The 13,735-nt window shown below is 61.1% G+C and carries 9 protein-coding genes; 6 read left to right on the top strand and 3 right to left on the bottom strand.

Annotated elements, in window-relative coordinates:
- Window positions 1-121: 121 nt before the first annotated feature.
- Both ACTNBZ_RS03335 and dpaL read right to left on the bottom strand, forming a co-directional pair.
- Entirely contained in the window at window positions 122-1,534 is a 1,413-nt protein-coding gene (locus ACTNBZ_RS03335; RefSeq protein ID WP_441208251.1) for a YgeY family selenium metabolism-linked hydrolase, read from the bottom strand.
- Window positions 1,535-1,668: 134 nt separating this feature from the next.
- Window positions 1,669-2,922 (bottom strand): diaminopropionate ammonia-lyase, encoded by a 1,254-nt coding sequence (dpaL, locus tag ACTNBZ_RS03330; protein WP_441208250.1) that lies wholly within the window; start codon window positions 2,920-2,922, stop codon window positions 1,669-1,671.
- A gap of 346 nt (window positions 2,923-3,268) precedes the next feature.
- On the opposite strand from dpaL, the gene xdh reads away from it, so the two are divergent.
- The 4 genes from xdh to ACTNBZ_RS03310 all read left to right on the top strand — a co-directional run bounded on the left by xdh (window position 3,269) and on the right by ACTNBZ_RS03310 (window position 10,000).
- The gene (gene xdh, locus ACTNBZ_RS03325) at window positions 3,269-5,842 is read left to right on the top strand and encodes a selenium-dependent xanthine dehydrogenase (protein WP_441208248.1); all 2,574 of its coding nucleotides are present in this window, start codon (window positions 3,269-3,271) and stop codon (window positions 5,840-5,842) included.
- A gap of 595 nt (window positions 5,843-6,437) precedes the next feature.
- Complete coding sequence (locus tag ACTNBZ_RS03320) at window positions 6,438-7,520, top strand: BMP family lipoprotein (RefSeq protein ID WP_441208246.1); 1,083 nt, start codon at window positions 6,438-6,440, stop codon at window positions 7,518-7,520.
- A gap of 267 nt (window positions 7,521-7,787) precedes the next feature.
- Window positions 7,788-8,864, top strand: coding sequence for a BMP family ABC transporter substrate-binding protein (locus ACTNBZ_RS03315; RefSeq protein ID WP_441208245.1), 1,077 nt, complete (start codon window positions 7,788-7,790; stop codon window positions 8,862-8,864).
- A 71-nt stretch (window positions 8,865-8,935) separates the two neighbouring features.
- Window positions 8,936-10,000, top strand: coding sequence for a BMP family lipoprotein (locus ACTNBZ_RS03310; protein WP_441208244.1), 1,065 nt, complete (start codon window positions 8,936-8,938; stop codon window positions 9,998-10,000).
- Window positions 10,001-10,278: 278 nt separating this feature from the next.
- Here ACTNBZ_RS03310 and ACTNBZ_RS03305 read toward each other — a convergent pair whose 3' ends face one another.
- Window positions 10,279-11,211, bottom strand: a complete 933-nt coding sequence (locus tag ACTNBZ_RS03305; protein ID WP_441208242.1) for a selenium metabolism-associated LysR family transcriptional regulator — start codon at window positions 11,209-11,211, stop codon at window positions 10,279-10,281.
- Window positions 11,212-11,312: 101 nt separating this feature from the next.
- Between ACTNBZ_RS03305 and selD the strand changes: the two genes are divergently transcribed.
- Window positions 11,313-12,368 carry a selenide, water dikinase SelD gene (gene selD, locus ACTNBZ_RS03300; protein ID WP_441208240.1) on the top strand — a complete coding sequence of 352 codons (1,056 nt, stop codon included), beginning with the start codon at window positions 11,313-11,315 and terminating at the stop codon, window positions 12,366-12,368.
- Window positions 12,369-12,668: 300 nt separating this feature from the next.
- Window positions 12,669-13,730, top strand: coding sequence for a YedE family putative selenium transporter (yedE, locus tag ACTNBZ_RS03295; RefSeq protein ID WP_441208238.1), 1,062 nt, complete (start codon window positions 12,669-12,671; stop codon window positions 13,728-13,730).
- The last annotated feature ends 5 nt before the right edge of the window (window positions 13,731-13,735 follow it).

Below are 13,735 nucleotides of genomic sequence, written 5' to 3'. Positions count from 1 at the left end.
ATTATCCCCTTTTTTATTCAATTTTGCAATATCTTTTTCCCGGCCGGGCGGAGGCGAATCGGCCCGGCCGGGCCGTAAGGGCAGGAACAGAACGGGTATCTTGCCAAGGACGGAGGAGTTCTTACTTAATATCGTTGTTGGTCAGGCTCTGGCGGAACTGGGTCACGTCAGTGGTCTTGTTCTCCTCCCTGTACAGGCCGGGAACGGCGGCGTACAGGGCGGCACAGCGGACCAGATCGTCCTTCCAGGTGATCTCATTGGGGGCATGGGCCCAGCTCTCGGCGCCGGGGCCGAAGCCCACGCAGGGGATGCCGTACCGGCCCTGGATGGACACGCCGTTGGTGGAGAAGGTCCACTTGTCGGTGAGGGGACGGCCCGCCCGCAGGTGCATGGCGTCGCGGTACTCTTCGGCGTCGGCGTGGCCCTGGCGCTCGTCGCCGAAGAGGCCGTGGTGAGCATCGATCAGGGCCTGGACGTGGGCGGCAGACTCCTTGTTGATCCAGGTGGGGAAGAAGCACTCGGTCTCATAGACCTCGCCGGTCCAGGCGGGACGGTCATACATATACATAGAGACCTTCACGTCGCTGCCGTACTTCTTCACGCTGGGTAGCTCCTCGATCTCCTTCAGGCAGGAATCCCAGGTCTCGCCGGCGGTCATGCGGCGGTCGATGGAGATGGCGCAGGAGTCGGCCACGGCGCAGCGGGAGGGAGAGGTGTAGAAGATCTGAGAGGTGGTGCAGGTACCCCGGCCCAGGAAGCGGGCATCCTCCCAGTGCTCGGGATTGTACTTGGGATCCAGCATCTTGACCAGGCCCTTGACTTCCACGCTGTCGTCGGCGGGGTTCTCGTTGAGGGCACGGACGTCCTGAAGGATGTCCGCCATCTTGTAGATGGCGTTGTCGCCCCGCTCGGGGGCGCTGCCGTGGCAGGAGACGCCCTTCACGTCCACCCGGATCTCCATACGGCCCCGGTGGCCGCGGTAGATGCCGCCGTCGGTGGGCTCGGTGGAGATGACGAATTCCACCTGCTCCTTCTTAATGCCGTTCTGGGGGAAGAACTTGTTGACGATGTACTGCCAGCACATGCCGTCGCAGTCCTCCTCCTGCACGGAACCCACCACCATGATCTTGTAGCCGGCGGGGATCAGGCCCATATCCTTCATGATCTTGGTGCCGTACACGGCGGAGGCCATGCCGCCCTCCTGGTCAGAGCCGCCCCGGCCGTAGATGATGGCGTCGTCCTCCCAGCCCTTATAGGGGTCGGCGGTCCAGTTGTTGATGTTGCCGATGCCCACGGTGTCGATGTGGGAGTCGATGGCGATGATCTTGTCGCCCTCGCCCATCCAGCCGATGATATTGCCCAGGCCATCGATCTCCACTTTGTCATAGCCCAGCTTCTCCATCTCGGCCTTGATGCACATGACCACGTCCTTCTCCTCACAGCTCTCGCTGGGATGGGAGATCATGTCCCGCAGGAACCGGCTCATGTCCGCCCGATAGCCCTCGGCGGCAGCTTTGATCTGTTCAAAGTTCATAATTCTATTCCTCCAAATTACATATATGACTTTTTATGTAAGTACCAGGGGTAACAGACGGCGGCCCCGCGGCCGCGGGGCCGCCGTCGTGCTGAGAACATGTTCGGTTCCTGTGGATATGCCCGGAAATTTCCTTACTTGCTCATCCGATAACCTTCGTACTCAGCCATAGGCGTGTTGGTGGTGGGGTACTCGCCGTCCCAGATGATGCGGCGGAACTTCTGAGGATCGGTGTTGCCCTCGGTGGAGATCAGCAGCACGTGGCTGAAGCGGTTGAGGCCCAGATACTCCTTCAGATCGCTGTAAGCGGGGTTGTTCATGATGGCGTCCAGGCAACCCATACCCACAGCGCCGGACTCGCCGGAGATGACCACCGGATCTCCCTCGCAGGGGACGCCCAGCATGCGCATGCCCTTGGCGGAGACCCAGTCGGGGCAGGAGGTAAAGACGCTGGTGTGGTTGCGCAGGATGTCCCAGCCGATGATGTTGGGCTCACCGCAGGCCAGGCCGGCCATGATGGTCTTCAGATCGCCGGTGACGATACGGGGGTTGCCGTCGCCCACCAGCGCGCCGCGGTACAGACAGTCGGCAGCCGAGGTCTCCATGACCACCACCTTGGGGGGATCATTGGGGAACAGGTTCTGGAAGAAGCCCTGGATAGCGCCGGCCAGGGAGCCCACGCCGGCCTGGACGAAGATATGGGTGGGACGGTTCACACCAATCTCACGGAGCTGGTCAGCGGTCTCAGAGGCCAGGGTGCCGTAGCCCTGCATGATCCAGGAGGGGATGTCCTCATAGCCCTCCCAGGCGGTATCCTGCACGATGACGCCGTTCTCGCACTCCTCTGCCTCAGCGGCAGCCATGCGGACGCAGTCGTCGTAATTCACGTCCTCGATGGTGACCTTGGCGCCCTCCTTGGCGATGTTGTTGTAGCGGGCCATGGAGCTGCCCTTGGGCATATGTACGACCGCTTTCTGCCCCAGACGGTTGGCCGCCCATGCCACGCCGCGGCCGTGGTTGCCGTCCGTGGCGGTGAAGAAGGTGGCCTGGCCGAACTCACGGCGCAGCCGCTCGCTGGTCAGGTAGTCGTAGGTCATCTCAGACACGTCCTTGCCCATCTGCTGGGCAATGTAGCGTGCCATGGCAAAGGAGCCGCCCAGCACCTTGAAAGCGTTGAGTCCAAAGCGGTGGGACTCATCTTTCACATACAGGCCGCTCAGGCCCAGGTACTTGGCCATACGGCTCAGGTTGGCCAGCGGCGTCCACTGGTACTGGGGAAAGCTGCTGTGGAATGCGCGGGCCTTGGCCACGTTTTCCAGCGACATGATCTCCAGCCACTTGTCGTCGCTTTTGGGCATCCGGTTGGGTACCCATTTGATCTGTTCCATCTCCATTTTACTTCTTTCGCCTCCGTAAAAATTTAGAGATCCCTCACGGAATTTCTTCCGCTTTCTGCCTTCATAATAGCAATTATAAACTCATAAGTCAAGTGGCAATCTAAAAATTTTTTATTTTTACTAAAACTCTTTTTGATTTTTGTGTATTCCGCCGATGCTCCTCCTATTGCTTTCCAAAATAATTAGTGTTAAGCTATAAATGGAAGGCAAAACTTCTTTTTTTCGCACTTCTTCGTGCAAGAGAAGCGGAGCCTGCGACAGCACACCAAAAACGCGGGCGGAGGCCGCAGACCCTTCGGAGACTCCCCCAATGCCATTTTTTAAGGAGGCAAACCTCATGTTCGATCTGAACGTCAACGGAGCCGCTGTCTCCATTCAGGAGGACAAGAAGCTGCTGGACTTTCTGCGCCATGACCTGGGGCTCACCTCGGTCAAGGACGGCTGCGACCAGGGTGCCTGCGGTGCATGCACCATTCTGGTGGACGGCAAACCCATCAAAGCCTGCGTCCAGAAGGTATCCAAATTTGAGGGAAAACAAATTATTACCGTAGAGGGCCTGACGGAGCGGGAGCGGGAAGTATTCGTCTACGCCTTCGGCGAGGCGGGCGCCGTCCAGTGCGGCTTCTGCATTCCCGGTATGGTCCTGTGCGGCAAGGCTCTCATCGACCAGAATCCCGATCCCACCCGGGATGAGATCGCTTTTGCCATCCGCAACAACATCTGCCGCTGTACCGGCTACAAGAAGATCATCGACGCCATCGCACTGGCGGCCCGCATCCTGCGGGAGGACCGCAGGAATCTGACGCCCCCCGCCATCACCGGCGTGGGCCAGCGGGCCCACCGGGTGGACGTGCCCGAGAAGGTCCTGGGCTACGGGCAGTACGCCGACGACATTCAGATCGAGGGCATGCTGGTGGGTTCGGCCCTGCGTGCCCGGTATCCCAGAGCCCGGGTGCTCTCCATCGACACCAGCGCCGCCAAGGCGGTGCCCGGTGTCAGGGCGGTCCTCACCGCCGCGGACATTCCCGGTTCTTTTAAAGTAGGACACCTGAAGCAGGACTGGGACGCCCTGGTCCCGGTGGGGCACATCACCCACTATCTGGGGGACGCCGTGGCCCTGGTGGCCGCCGAGACCATGGAGCAGGTGGAGCAGGCCAAGGCCCTGATCCGCGTGGAGTACGAGGTGCTTCCCCCGGTGTTTGACCCCCATGAGGCCCTGAAAGAAGGCGCGCCCCTGGTCCATGAGAGCAGCTCCTCCAATATCCTGGCCCACGAGCACCTGGTCCGCGGCAACGCCGACGAGGCGCTGGCCGCCTCGGCCCACGTGGTCACCCGGACCTACTATACCCCTCCCACTGAGCACGCGTTCCTGGAGCCGGAGTGCGCCGTGGCCATGGTGGACGACGAGAACCAGGAGGCCCTGATCTACACCAGCGACCAGGGCACCTACGACACCCAGCACGAGTGCGCACTGATGATGGGATGGGCCCCCGAAAAGATCCACGTGGTCAACGCCCTGGTGGGCGGCGGCTTCGGTGGAAAGGAGGATGTGAGCGTCCAGCACCACGCCCTGCTGCTGGCTTACCACACCCACTGTCCCGTCAAGGTCAAGCTCACCCGGGACGAGAGCATCCTCATCCACCCCAAGCGCCACGCCGCCTGGATGGAGTTTACCACCGGCTGCGACGAGAACGGCTACCTCACCGCCATGAAGGCGGTGGTGGTCACCGATACCGGCGCCTATGCCAGCCTGGGCGGCCCGGTGCTCCAGCGCCTGTGCACCCATGCCGCCGGCCCCTATAACTATCAGATCATCGACATCGACGGCACCGCCGTCTACACCAATAATCCCCCCGCCGGCGCCTTCCGGGGCTTCGGCGTGACCCAGAGCTGCTTTGCCACCGAGTGCAACCTGAACCTGCTGGCCGAGATGGTGGGCATCTCCCCCTGGGAGATCCGCTACCGCAACGCCATCCGGCCGGGCCAGGTGCTTCCCAACGGCCAGATCGCCTTCCCGGGCACCGCCCTGGTGGAGACGCTGGAGGCCGTGAAGGAGGTCTATGAGAGCCATCCCCGTGCCGGCATCGCCTGCGCGCTGAAGAACGCCGGCGTGGGCGTGGGCCTGCCCGACTGGGGCCGCTGCCGCATCACGGTGGAGGAGGGCCGCATCTGGCTGCGGGCGGGCGCGTCCTGCATCGGCCAGGGTCTGGGCACTGTCCTGACCCAGATCGCCTGCGAGACCCTGCATCTACCCCAGGAGGCGGTGGTCTATCCCCAGGCCGAGACCAATATCGCGCCCGACGCCGGCACCACCTCCGGCTCCCGCCAGACCCTTATCACCGGCGAGGCCTGCCGCCGTGCCTGCCTGGAGCTGAAAAAGGAACTGGACGCGGGCAAGTCCCTCTCCGACCTGAACGGCCGGGAATTTTACGGCGAATATCTGGCCGCCACCGACAGGATGGGGGCCGACAAGCCCAACCCCGTGTCCCACGTGGCCTACGGCTACGCCACCCAGGTGGTCTGCCTGAATGAGGACGGCACCATCGAAAAGGTGGTGGCCGCCCACGACGTGGGCCGGGCCATCAATCCCCTCAGTGTGGAGGGGCAGATCGAGGGCGGCGTGGTCATGAGTCTGGGCTTCGCCCTTACCGAGGACTTCCCGCTGTCGGAGGGCCGGCCCACCGCCAAGTTCGGCACCCTGGGGCTGTTCCGCGCCAACAAGACGCCTCCGGTGGAAGCCATCATCGTGGAGGCCAACCCAGACCCGCTGGGCTATGGCGCAGTGGGCATCGGCGAGATCACCTCCATCCCCACCCCGCCCGCCGTACAGGGCGCCTATTACAAGTGGGACGGACAGTTCCGCACCACGCTTCCCCTGGAAAACACCCCGTACAGCCGCAAAAAGAAGTAAATCAAATCCTCCGGACATCCCGTCCGGAGGATTTTTTGTCCATCCTCTTTCCGTTATTTTCATCTCTTTCCACCGCCGCCCGCACAGGAAGATCATTTTTTTGCGGTACTTTTTTGGTTTAATTTTATCTATTTTTCTATCAATCAGTTCAATTTTATTACTTTTTTAAAAAACCAATCGGTTTAGTTAACGTCATTTTGCACGATAAATATCCCGTTTCGGGACTTTTCCTTGGTTTATTTTACGATAAACATCTTGACTTTTTGGTCAAATTATTTTAATATAGGGGCAAGTTAACCACAAAGTATTATGATGATATATAGTATTTTGTGCGTTCTGACCGCTGCCGGCTCCTGCTTTGCCTATCCTTTCCATCGGGCCGGCAGACCCCTGCACCACGGTATGACCTTGGGATCTGCTCCACTTTACGTCCATATGCCGAAGGACGATAAAGGCTGCCCAAGCCTGCGCCGGCGGACTCCGGTCCGCGAACAGGAGGCATAGTTCCCCGTCCGGCGGGTCTGTGACAGACCCTGTCCCGGGCATACCGTAACCGTTTGGCCGCGTGCCAACAAGAAAAAAGGAGGATAACCCTATGAAAAAGCTGATTCCCTTGTTCCTGGCCGGCGCTATGCTTTTGAGCGTCACCGCCTGCGGCGGCGGCTCCAGCTCCACTCCCGCGCCCGCCGGCTCCAAGGCTCCCGTGGAGTCCCAGGCTCCCGCGGGCGATGACTATGCCGATATCAAGATCGGCGTCATGCTCTCCGGCCCCCCCACCGACGGCGGCTACTGCCAGCAGGGCGCCGACGGCGTCCGCGCCATCCAGGCCAAGTATAACCTGGATGACAGCCAGGTTGCCATCATCGACTCCATTACCACCGCCGACGCTGCCCGCGCCGAGGCCGAGAATATGGCCGCCGAGGGCTATAAGGTGGTCTTTGGCCAGGGCGGCGAGTTCGCCGAGTACTTCAAGGAAGTGGCCCAGGATTATCCCGACACCTGGTTTGTCACCAACGGCGGCTCCGTCACCGCTGCCAACCAGTTCCCCATGTGCATGAGCACTGAAGAGGGCGGCTACGTCTGCGGCGTCATCGCCGGCATGATGACCAAGACCAACACCATCGGCATCATCCCCGGCGGCGATTGGCCCTCCTTTACCAAGCCCGGCGTCGGCTTTGCCCTGGGCGCCAAGAGCGTCAACGACAAGATTGTGGTCAAGAACACTGTTCTGAGCGCCACCAACACCAACGAGGCTTATGAGACCGCCCTGAACCAGATCCAGAGCGGCGCTGACTTCATCTTCCCCAACGCCAATGAGGGCACCTCCGGCGCCATCAAGGCCGTCTCCGAGAGCGACGGCGTTTACGCCTTCGGCGTGTTCGGCGACTACATCTCCGGCGCTCCCAACCAGGTCATCGGCAACAGCATGGTCGACGCCCCCGGCGCCTATGTGGCCGTGTTTGACGCCATCATGGCCGGCGAGGCCACCGGTGACGTCATGTTCCTGGGCATGGGCGACGGCATCGTCTCCTTCCAGTGGAACGAGGACCTGAAGGCCACCCTGCCCGCGGAGGTCGTCTCCGCTGCCGAGCAGGCCATCGAGGACATCAAGGCCGGCAAGATCGACATCCCCAACGAGTATGAGATCGGCGAGGTCGGCGCTGAGAGCTTCTTCTAAGCTTTCCTTTCCGTACTACATAACTACATGCAGCTTGCGGAGGCGGACATGAAATCATGTCCGCCTCCGTTTCGTGTTTGTCCCTGAAAACTTGTCATTTCAATTGACATTCCGGTCAGTCACTCTTATAATGTGTAATATACCCAGAATTAACTTACTTTTCCCCACAATATCTCACTTTTTTCCATATACAGCCCGTCGTGTGTCCTCCTGCAGGACCCCTTTTGTATTTCAGCGCGGATATCCGCGTTTAAGGAGGTTATTCCCATGAAAAAACTGCTCTCTCTGCTCCTGGCCGGCTCCATGCTCCTGGGTCTGTCGGCCTGCGGCGGCGGATCCGGCTCCACCGCGACTCCCGCTCCCTCCCAGGCGCCCGCCGCCTCCGCCCCGGCTCAGTCCCAGGCCCCGGCGGAAACCGCGGATCCCTCTTCCGTCCGCATCGGCATCCTGATCCCCGGCTCCCCCACCGACGGCGGCTTCTGCCAGCAGGGCGCCGAGGCCGGCAAGGCTCTGCAGCAGCTGGGCTACCAGGTGGACGTGGTTGAGGCTGTCACCGCGGAGGAGATCAAGTCCGAATCCGAGAACATGGCTGCCGACGGCTACCGCATCGTCTTCGGCCACGGCGCCCAGTGCACCTCTCCCATGGCCGAGATCAGCGGCGATTATCCTGACACCTGCTTCATCACCCTGGGCGGCGAGGTGGTCACCGCCAACCAGTTCCCGGTGTGTGTCTGCGCCGAGGAGAGCTGCTATGTACTGGGCATCGTGGCTGCCATGCTGAACAAGACCGGCACCATCAGCTATACCCTGGGCGGCGACTTCCCCTCCTATGTGAAGTACACCAACGCCATGAAGCTGGGCGCCCGCAGCGTCAACCCCGATATCAAGGCCCTGGGCGCGGTCCTCAGCTCCACCAATGCCAACGAGTGCTATGAGACCACCATGAACCAGATCCAGCAGGGCGCCGACTTCGTGTTCGGCAACTGCAACGAGGGCCAGCTGGGCGCCATCAAGGCCGCTGAGGACAGCGAGGGCGTCTATGTGCTGGGCTGCCTGGGCGACTTCAGCGAGACCTCTCCCGACAAGGTCATCGCCAACATGGTGTGCGATTACTCCGTGGGCTACATCCAGGCAGTGGAGGCCGTTCTCAGCGGTAATATCCCCACCGAGATCATGATGCAGACCATGGCTACCGGCTGCGTGGGCTTCACCTGGAACGAGCACCTGAAGGACACTCTGCCTGAGGCGGTCGTCTCCGCCGCCGAGCAGGCCATTGAGGATATCAAGTCCGGCAAGATCGACGTGCCCAACGAGTATGAGCTGGACCCCAACGAGCCCATCTGATCCCATGGTATGAAAACGGTGCCCTTTACCGGCCCGCGTTTTCATAAATATTTTTTGGAGGAATCTGTACCATGAAGAAACTGCTTCCCCTGCTCCTGGCCGGCGCTCTGCTCCTGGGCGTCTCCGCCTGCGGCGGCAGCGGCTCCAATGCCACCCCCGCTCCTGCCGCTTCTTCTCCTGCCGGCGGCGAGACCGACTATTCCAGCATGAAGGTTGGCGTGCTGCTCCCCGGCTCCCCCACTGACGGCGGCTACTGCCAGCAGGGCGCCGACGGCGTGCGGGCCATTGAGGCCAAGTACGGCTGCCAGATCAGCATCATCGACTCCGTCACCACCGCCGAGGACGCCCGGGCCGAGGCCGAAAACATGGCCGCCGAGGGCTACACCGCCGTATTCGGTCAGGGCGGCCAGTTTGCCGAGTACTTCCGCGAAGTGGCTCAGGACTATCCCGACACCTGGTTCATTACCAACGGCGGCGCCGTCACCGGCGACAACCAGTTCCCCATGTGCATGAGCACCGAAGAGGGCGGTTATGTCTGCGGCGTGCTGGCTGCCAAGCTCTCCGAGAGCGGCACTCTGGGCACTATTGTCAGCGGCGACTATCCCTCCTTTACCAAGCCCAGTGTGGGCTACTCCGTAGGCGCCAAGAGCGTGAACCCCGACGCCACCATCAAGTTCGCCGTGCTCAGCGCCTCCAACTCCAACGAGTCCTATGAGACGCTGAAGAACCAGATCCAGAGCGGCGCCGACGTGTTCTTCCCCAACGCGGACGAGGGCAACAACGGCGCGGTCAAGGCCGTGTCCGAGGCTGACGGCGTGTACTCCTTCGGCGTGTTCGGCGACTACATCTCCGGCGCTCCTGACAAGGTCCTGGGCAACATGATGGTGGACGCCCCCGGCGCCTATGTGGCCGCCTTCGACGCCATCGTCAGCGGCGAGGCCACCGGCGACATCATGTTCCTTGGCATGAAGGACGGCATCATCTCCTTCCAGTGGAACGAGGACCTGAAGGCCACCCTGCCTGAGGACGCCGTCTCCGCCGTGGAGCAGACCATCGAGGACATCAAGGCCGGCAAGATCGACATCCCCAACGAGTACGACATCGGCGAGACCGGCATCGACATGTACTTCAACTGATTTTTTACCTGCGTATTGGACAAGCCCGGGGGTCTTTTACAGGCCTCCGGGCTTTTTGTCCCTCTGATACTGATTCTTGATTAAAAAATTTAATCAAGAATCCCGTGTGCTGCGCACACTTGCACCGTGCTAACGCACGCTGCGCCGTCTTATGCAGTTCTTGACGCACCTACGGCGCTATAAAAGCTTTAAAGCTTTTTATCAAGAACTAGTATGAACAGACAAGGCCCTGAGACGCGCCGCGCCTCAGGGCCTTTCTATCCGGGTATACGGAGCTTTTATACAGGCTCGTTGTCGCCCCCCGCCATGATCTCTCCCTGGAAGAAGCGGGGCAGTTCCTTCAAAAGCATGGCGGCGGCAGGGGAGTGGGGCCGGTTCCGGTGGTGGATCAGGTAGAACTGCCGGTCCAGCAGAGGGCTGTCATAGTCAAAGGGCAGGATGGCCCCCATACGGACATAGTCGGTGGCCGCCAGGCCGGAGACGATGGAGATGCCCAGGCCGTTCTTCACACCCTGGAGGATGCTCTCGGTGCTCTGGAACTGGGCGGCCAGCACCAGCTCCCGGGGATCGATACCGATGCCCCGCAGGAATTCCTCGCTCCGCTTGCGGGTGCCGGAGCCCGCCTCCCGCACCAGGAAGGGGCTGGAGCGCAGCACCTGGCCCGTCATACTGCCCCCCAGCTCCCGGTATTCCCGAGTATTGGGGGTGACGATGACCATGCGTTCGGAGAAGAAGGGGGTACAGACGCAGCCCGCCTTCTGGACCGGGGATCCCACGATGCCCAGCTCGGCCCCATTCTCAAAGATGCGCTGGGCCACCTGGCTGCTGTCCCCCTGGTAGATCTGGAAAAAGACCTTGGGATAGCGCTTGCGCAGGTGGGGCAGGATGCGGGGCAGCAGATACTGGGAGGGCACCGTGGACGCTGCCACCGACAGCGCCCCCTGAATGTCGGACGAGGCTGTTTTTACGTCCTGCTCCGCCCGCTCACACAGGCCCAGGATCTGGGTAGCATAGCCAAAGAGCACGCTGCCGGTGGATGTGAGCTGGATCTCCTTGGTGGAGCGGATGACCAGCTTGGTGCCCAGCTCGGCCTCCAGCGCGCTGATGTGGGCACTGATGGTGGGCTGGGTCAGATAGAGGGCGTCGGCCGCTTTTGAAAAGCTTTTCAGCCGGGCCACCTGTACAAAGACCTCCAGTTGTTTGAGCTGCATATGTTCGTTCCTCTCCCTGTTGCTATTTTCTTATCTTTGGTCTAAAATAAAAGCACCGTTTTAAAAATTACCGGAATAAATGATAAAAGAAGGTGCGGAACATGTCCTCTGAACCGAAAAAATACAAGCTCACCGAGATGACGTCGGCCGGCGGGTGAGGGGCCAAGATAGGACCGGGTGTCCTAGGAAAACTGCTGGCCGACCTGCCCCGCATCTATGATCCCAACCTGATGGTGGGCTTTGACTCCAGCGACGACGCCGCCGTGTACCGCGTCAATGACGACACCGCCATGATCGCCACGGTGGATTTTTTCCCGCCCATCGTGGACGACCCCTTCCAGTTCGGACAGGTGGCCGCCACCAACGCCCTCAGCGACGTATGGGCCATGGGCGGCACGCCCAAAATCGCCATGAACCTGCTCACCTTCCCCAGCTGCCTGCCCCTGGACGCGGTGCAGGGCATCCTGGCCGGCGGATACGACAAGGTGATGGAGGCCGGGGCCGTCATCGTGGGCGGCCACAGCATTGAGGATAAGGAGCCCAAGTACGGCCTGTGCGTCATGGGCTTCGCCCGTCCGGAGGAGATCCTCACCAACGACGGCGCCCGGGAGGGCGATATTCTGGTCATCACCAAGCCCCTGGGCACCGGCGTCCTCTCCACCGCCGCCAAGGCGGGGCTCCTCTCTGACGGGGAATACAGGGAGATGCTGGACATCATGACCACCCTGAACAAAAAAGGGCAGGAAGCCATGCTCCCCGTCCATCCCACCGCCTGTACCGATATCACCGGCTTCGGCCTTCTGGGGCATGTCCAGGAGATGGCCAAGGGCTGCGGCCACACCATTGAGCTCTGGGCCGACCAGGTCCCCATCGTACCCAAGGCGCTGGAACTGGCCAGGGACGGCATCATCCCCGGAGGGGCCTACAACAACATGGGCTACCTGGCCGAGGATGTGGTGGTGGAGAGCGGTATTCCCCTGGAGCGGTCTGACATCCTCTACGATCCGCAGACCGCCGGAGGACTGCTCATCACTGTGCCTGAGGCCCGTGCGGAAGAGCTGCTCCACCGGCTCCACGATCTGGGGGTGCCTGGAGCAGCCATCGGAGCGGTGGTCCCCAGAGGCGAACACATGGTCCGGGTCCGCCCCGGGCGCTGACAGAACATGATTTGACGCGGGTCCCGGCAGACGCCGGGGCCCGCGCCGCTTTTGGGGCCACAGCCATTCGAGGGTATGGTATCAGTATACACCTTTACCCTTGAAAATGAAATAGTTTATTTGAAATAAAGATATTGTTTATCGATAGATTTTTATTTTAAAGTATTTTATTTATTGTTTTTGTCTATTTATTATATTTTATATTATTGATTCTATCAATTTCCATTCCCTTCCCATATGGTCTATAATGCTTTTAGAATATGCGTTGTGTGGCGCGTATGAGGATAAGGAGGTATTTTTATGACGAAACTGAAAGAGCATGGCCCGATCATCGTGGCCGGCCTGGCGGTGGGCCTGATCGCGGCCATCCTGACCAAGCTGGGCAACCCCGGCAACATGGGCTTCTGTATCGCCTGCTTCCTGCGGGACATTGCCGGTGCCCTGGGTCTGCACCGGGCCGCCGTGGTACAGTACATCCGTCCTGAGATCATCGGCCTGGTCCTGGGCGCCATGGTCATGGCCATGGTGAGCAAAGAGTTCAATGTCCGGGGCGGCTCGTCCCCCATGGCCCGCTTTGTGCTGGGCTTCTGCGTCATGGTGGGCGCGCTGATGTTCCTGGGCTGTCCCCTGCGCATGGTCCTCCGCCTGGGCGGCGGCGACCTGAACGCCCTGATGGGCCTGGTGGGCTTTGTCATCGGTATCTTTGTGGGCACCCTGTTCCTGAAGGCCGGCTTCTCCCTGAAGAAGTCCACTCCCCAGCCCAAGGTAGAGGGCTTCCTGATGCCCGCCATCACTGTGGCCCTGCTGGTGCTGCTGGTGGCCGCTCCCGCCTTTATCTTCTTCTCTGAGGAGGCCCCCGGCTCCAAGCACGCTCCCATCGTGATCGCCCTGGCCGCCGGCCTCATCGTGGGTGCTCTGGCTCAGAAGACCCGCCTGTGCATGGTGGGCGGCATCCGCGATGCCATCATGTTCCGGGATTTCCATCTGCTCATGGGCTTTGTGGCCATCTTCGTGGCCGCGCTGGTGGGCAACCTGATCCTGGGCAACCCCGTCAACTTCTCCTTTACCGACCAGCCCGTGGCCTACAATGACGGCGTGTGGAACCTGATGGGCATGGTACTGGTGGGCTTTGCCTCCGTCCTGCTGGGCGGTTGCCCCCTGCGTCAGCTCATCCTCTCCGGCAGCGGCAACAGCGACTCCTCCGTGGCCGTGCTGGGCATGGTGACCAGCGCCGCCTTCTGCCACAACTTCGGCCTGGCCTCCTCCGGCAAGGGCCCCACCGCCAACGGCCAGATCGCCGTGATCATCGGCCTGATCGTGGTGGCCGTCATCGGCGCCGCCAACCTGAACAAGAAGAAATAAGGGAA

Source organism: Pseudoflavonifractor sp. HCP28S3_F10 (genome assembly GCF_052065415.1).
Taxonomy (GTDB): domain Bacteria; phylum Bacillota; class Clostridia; order Oscillospirales; family Oscillospiraceae; genus Pseudoflavonifractor_A.
This window is presented reverse-complemented; position numbering and strand designations above follow the sequence as displayed.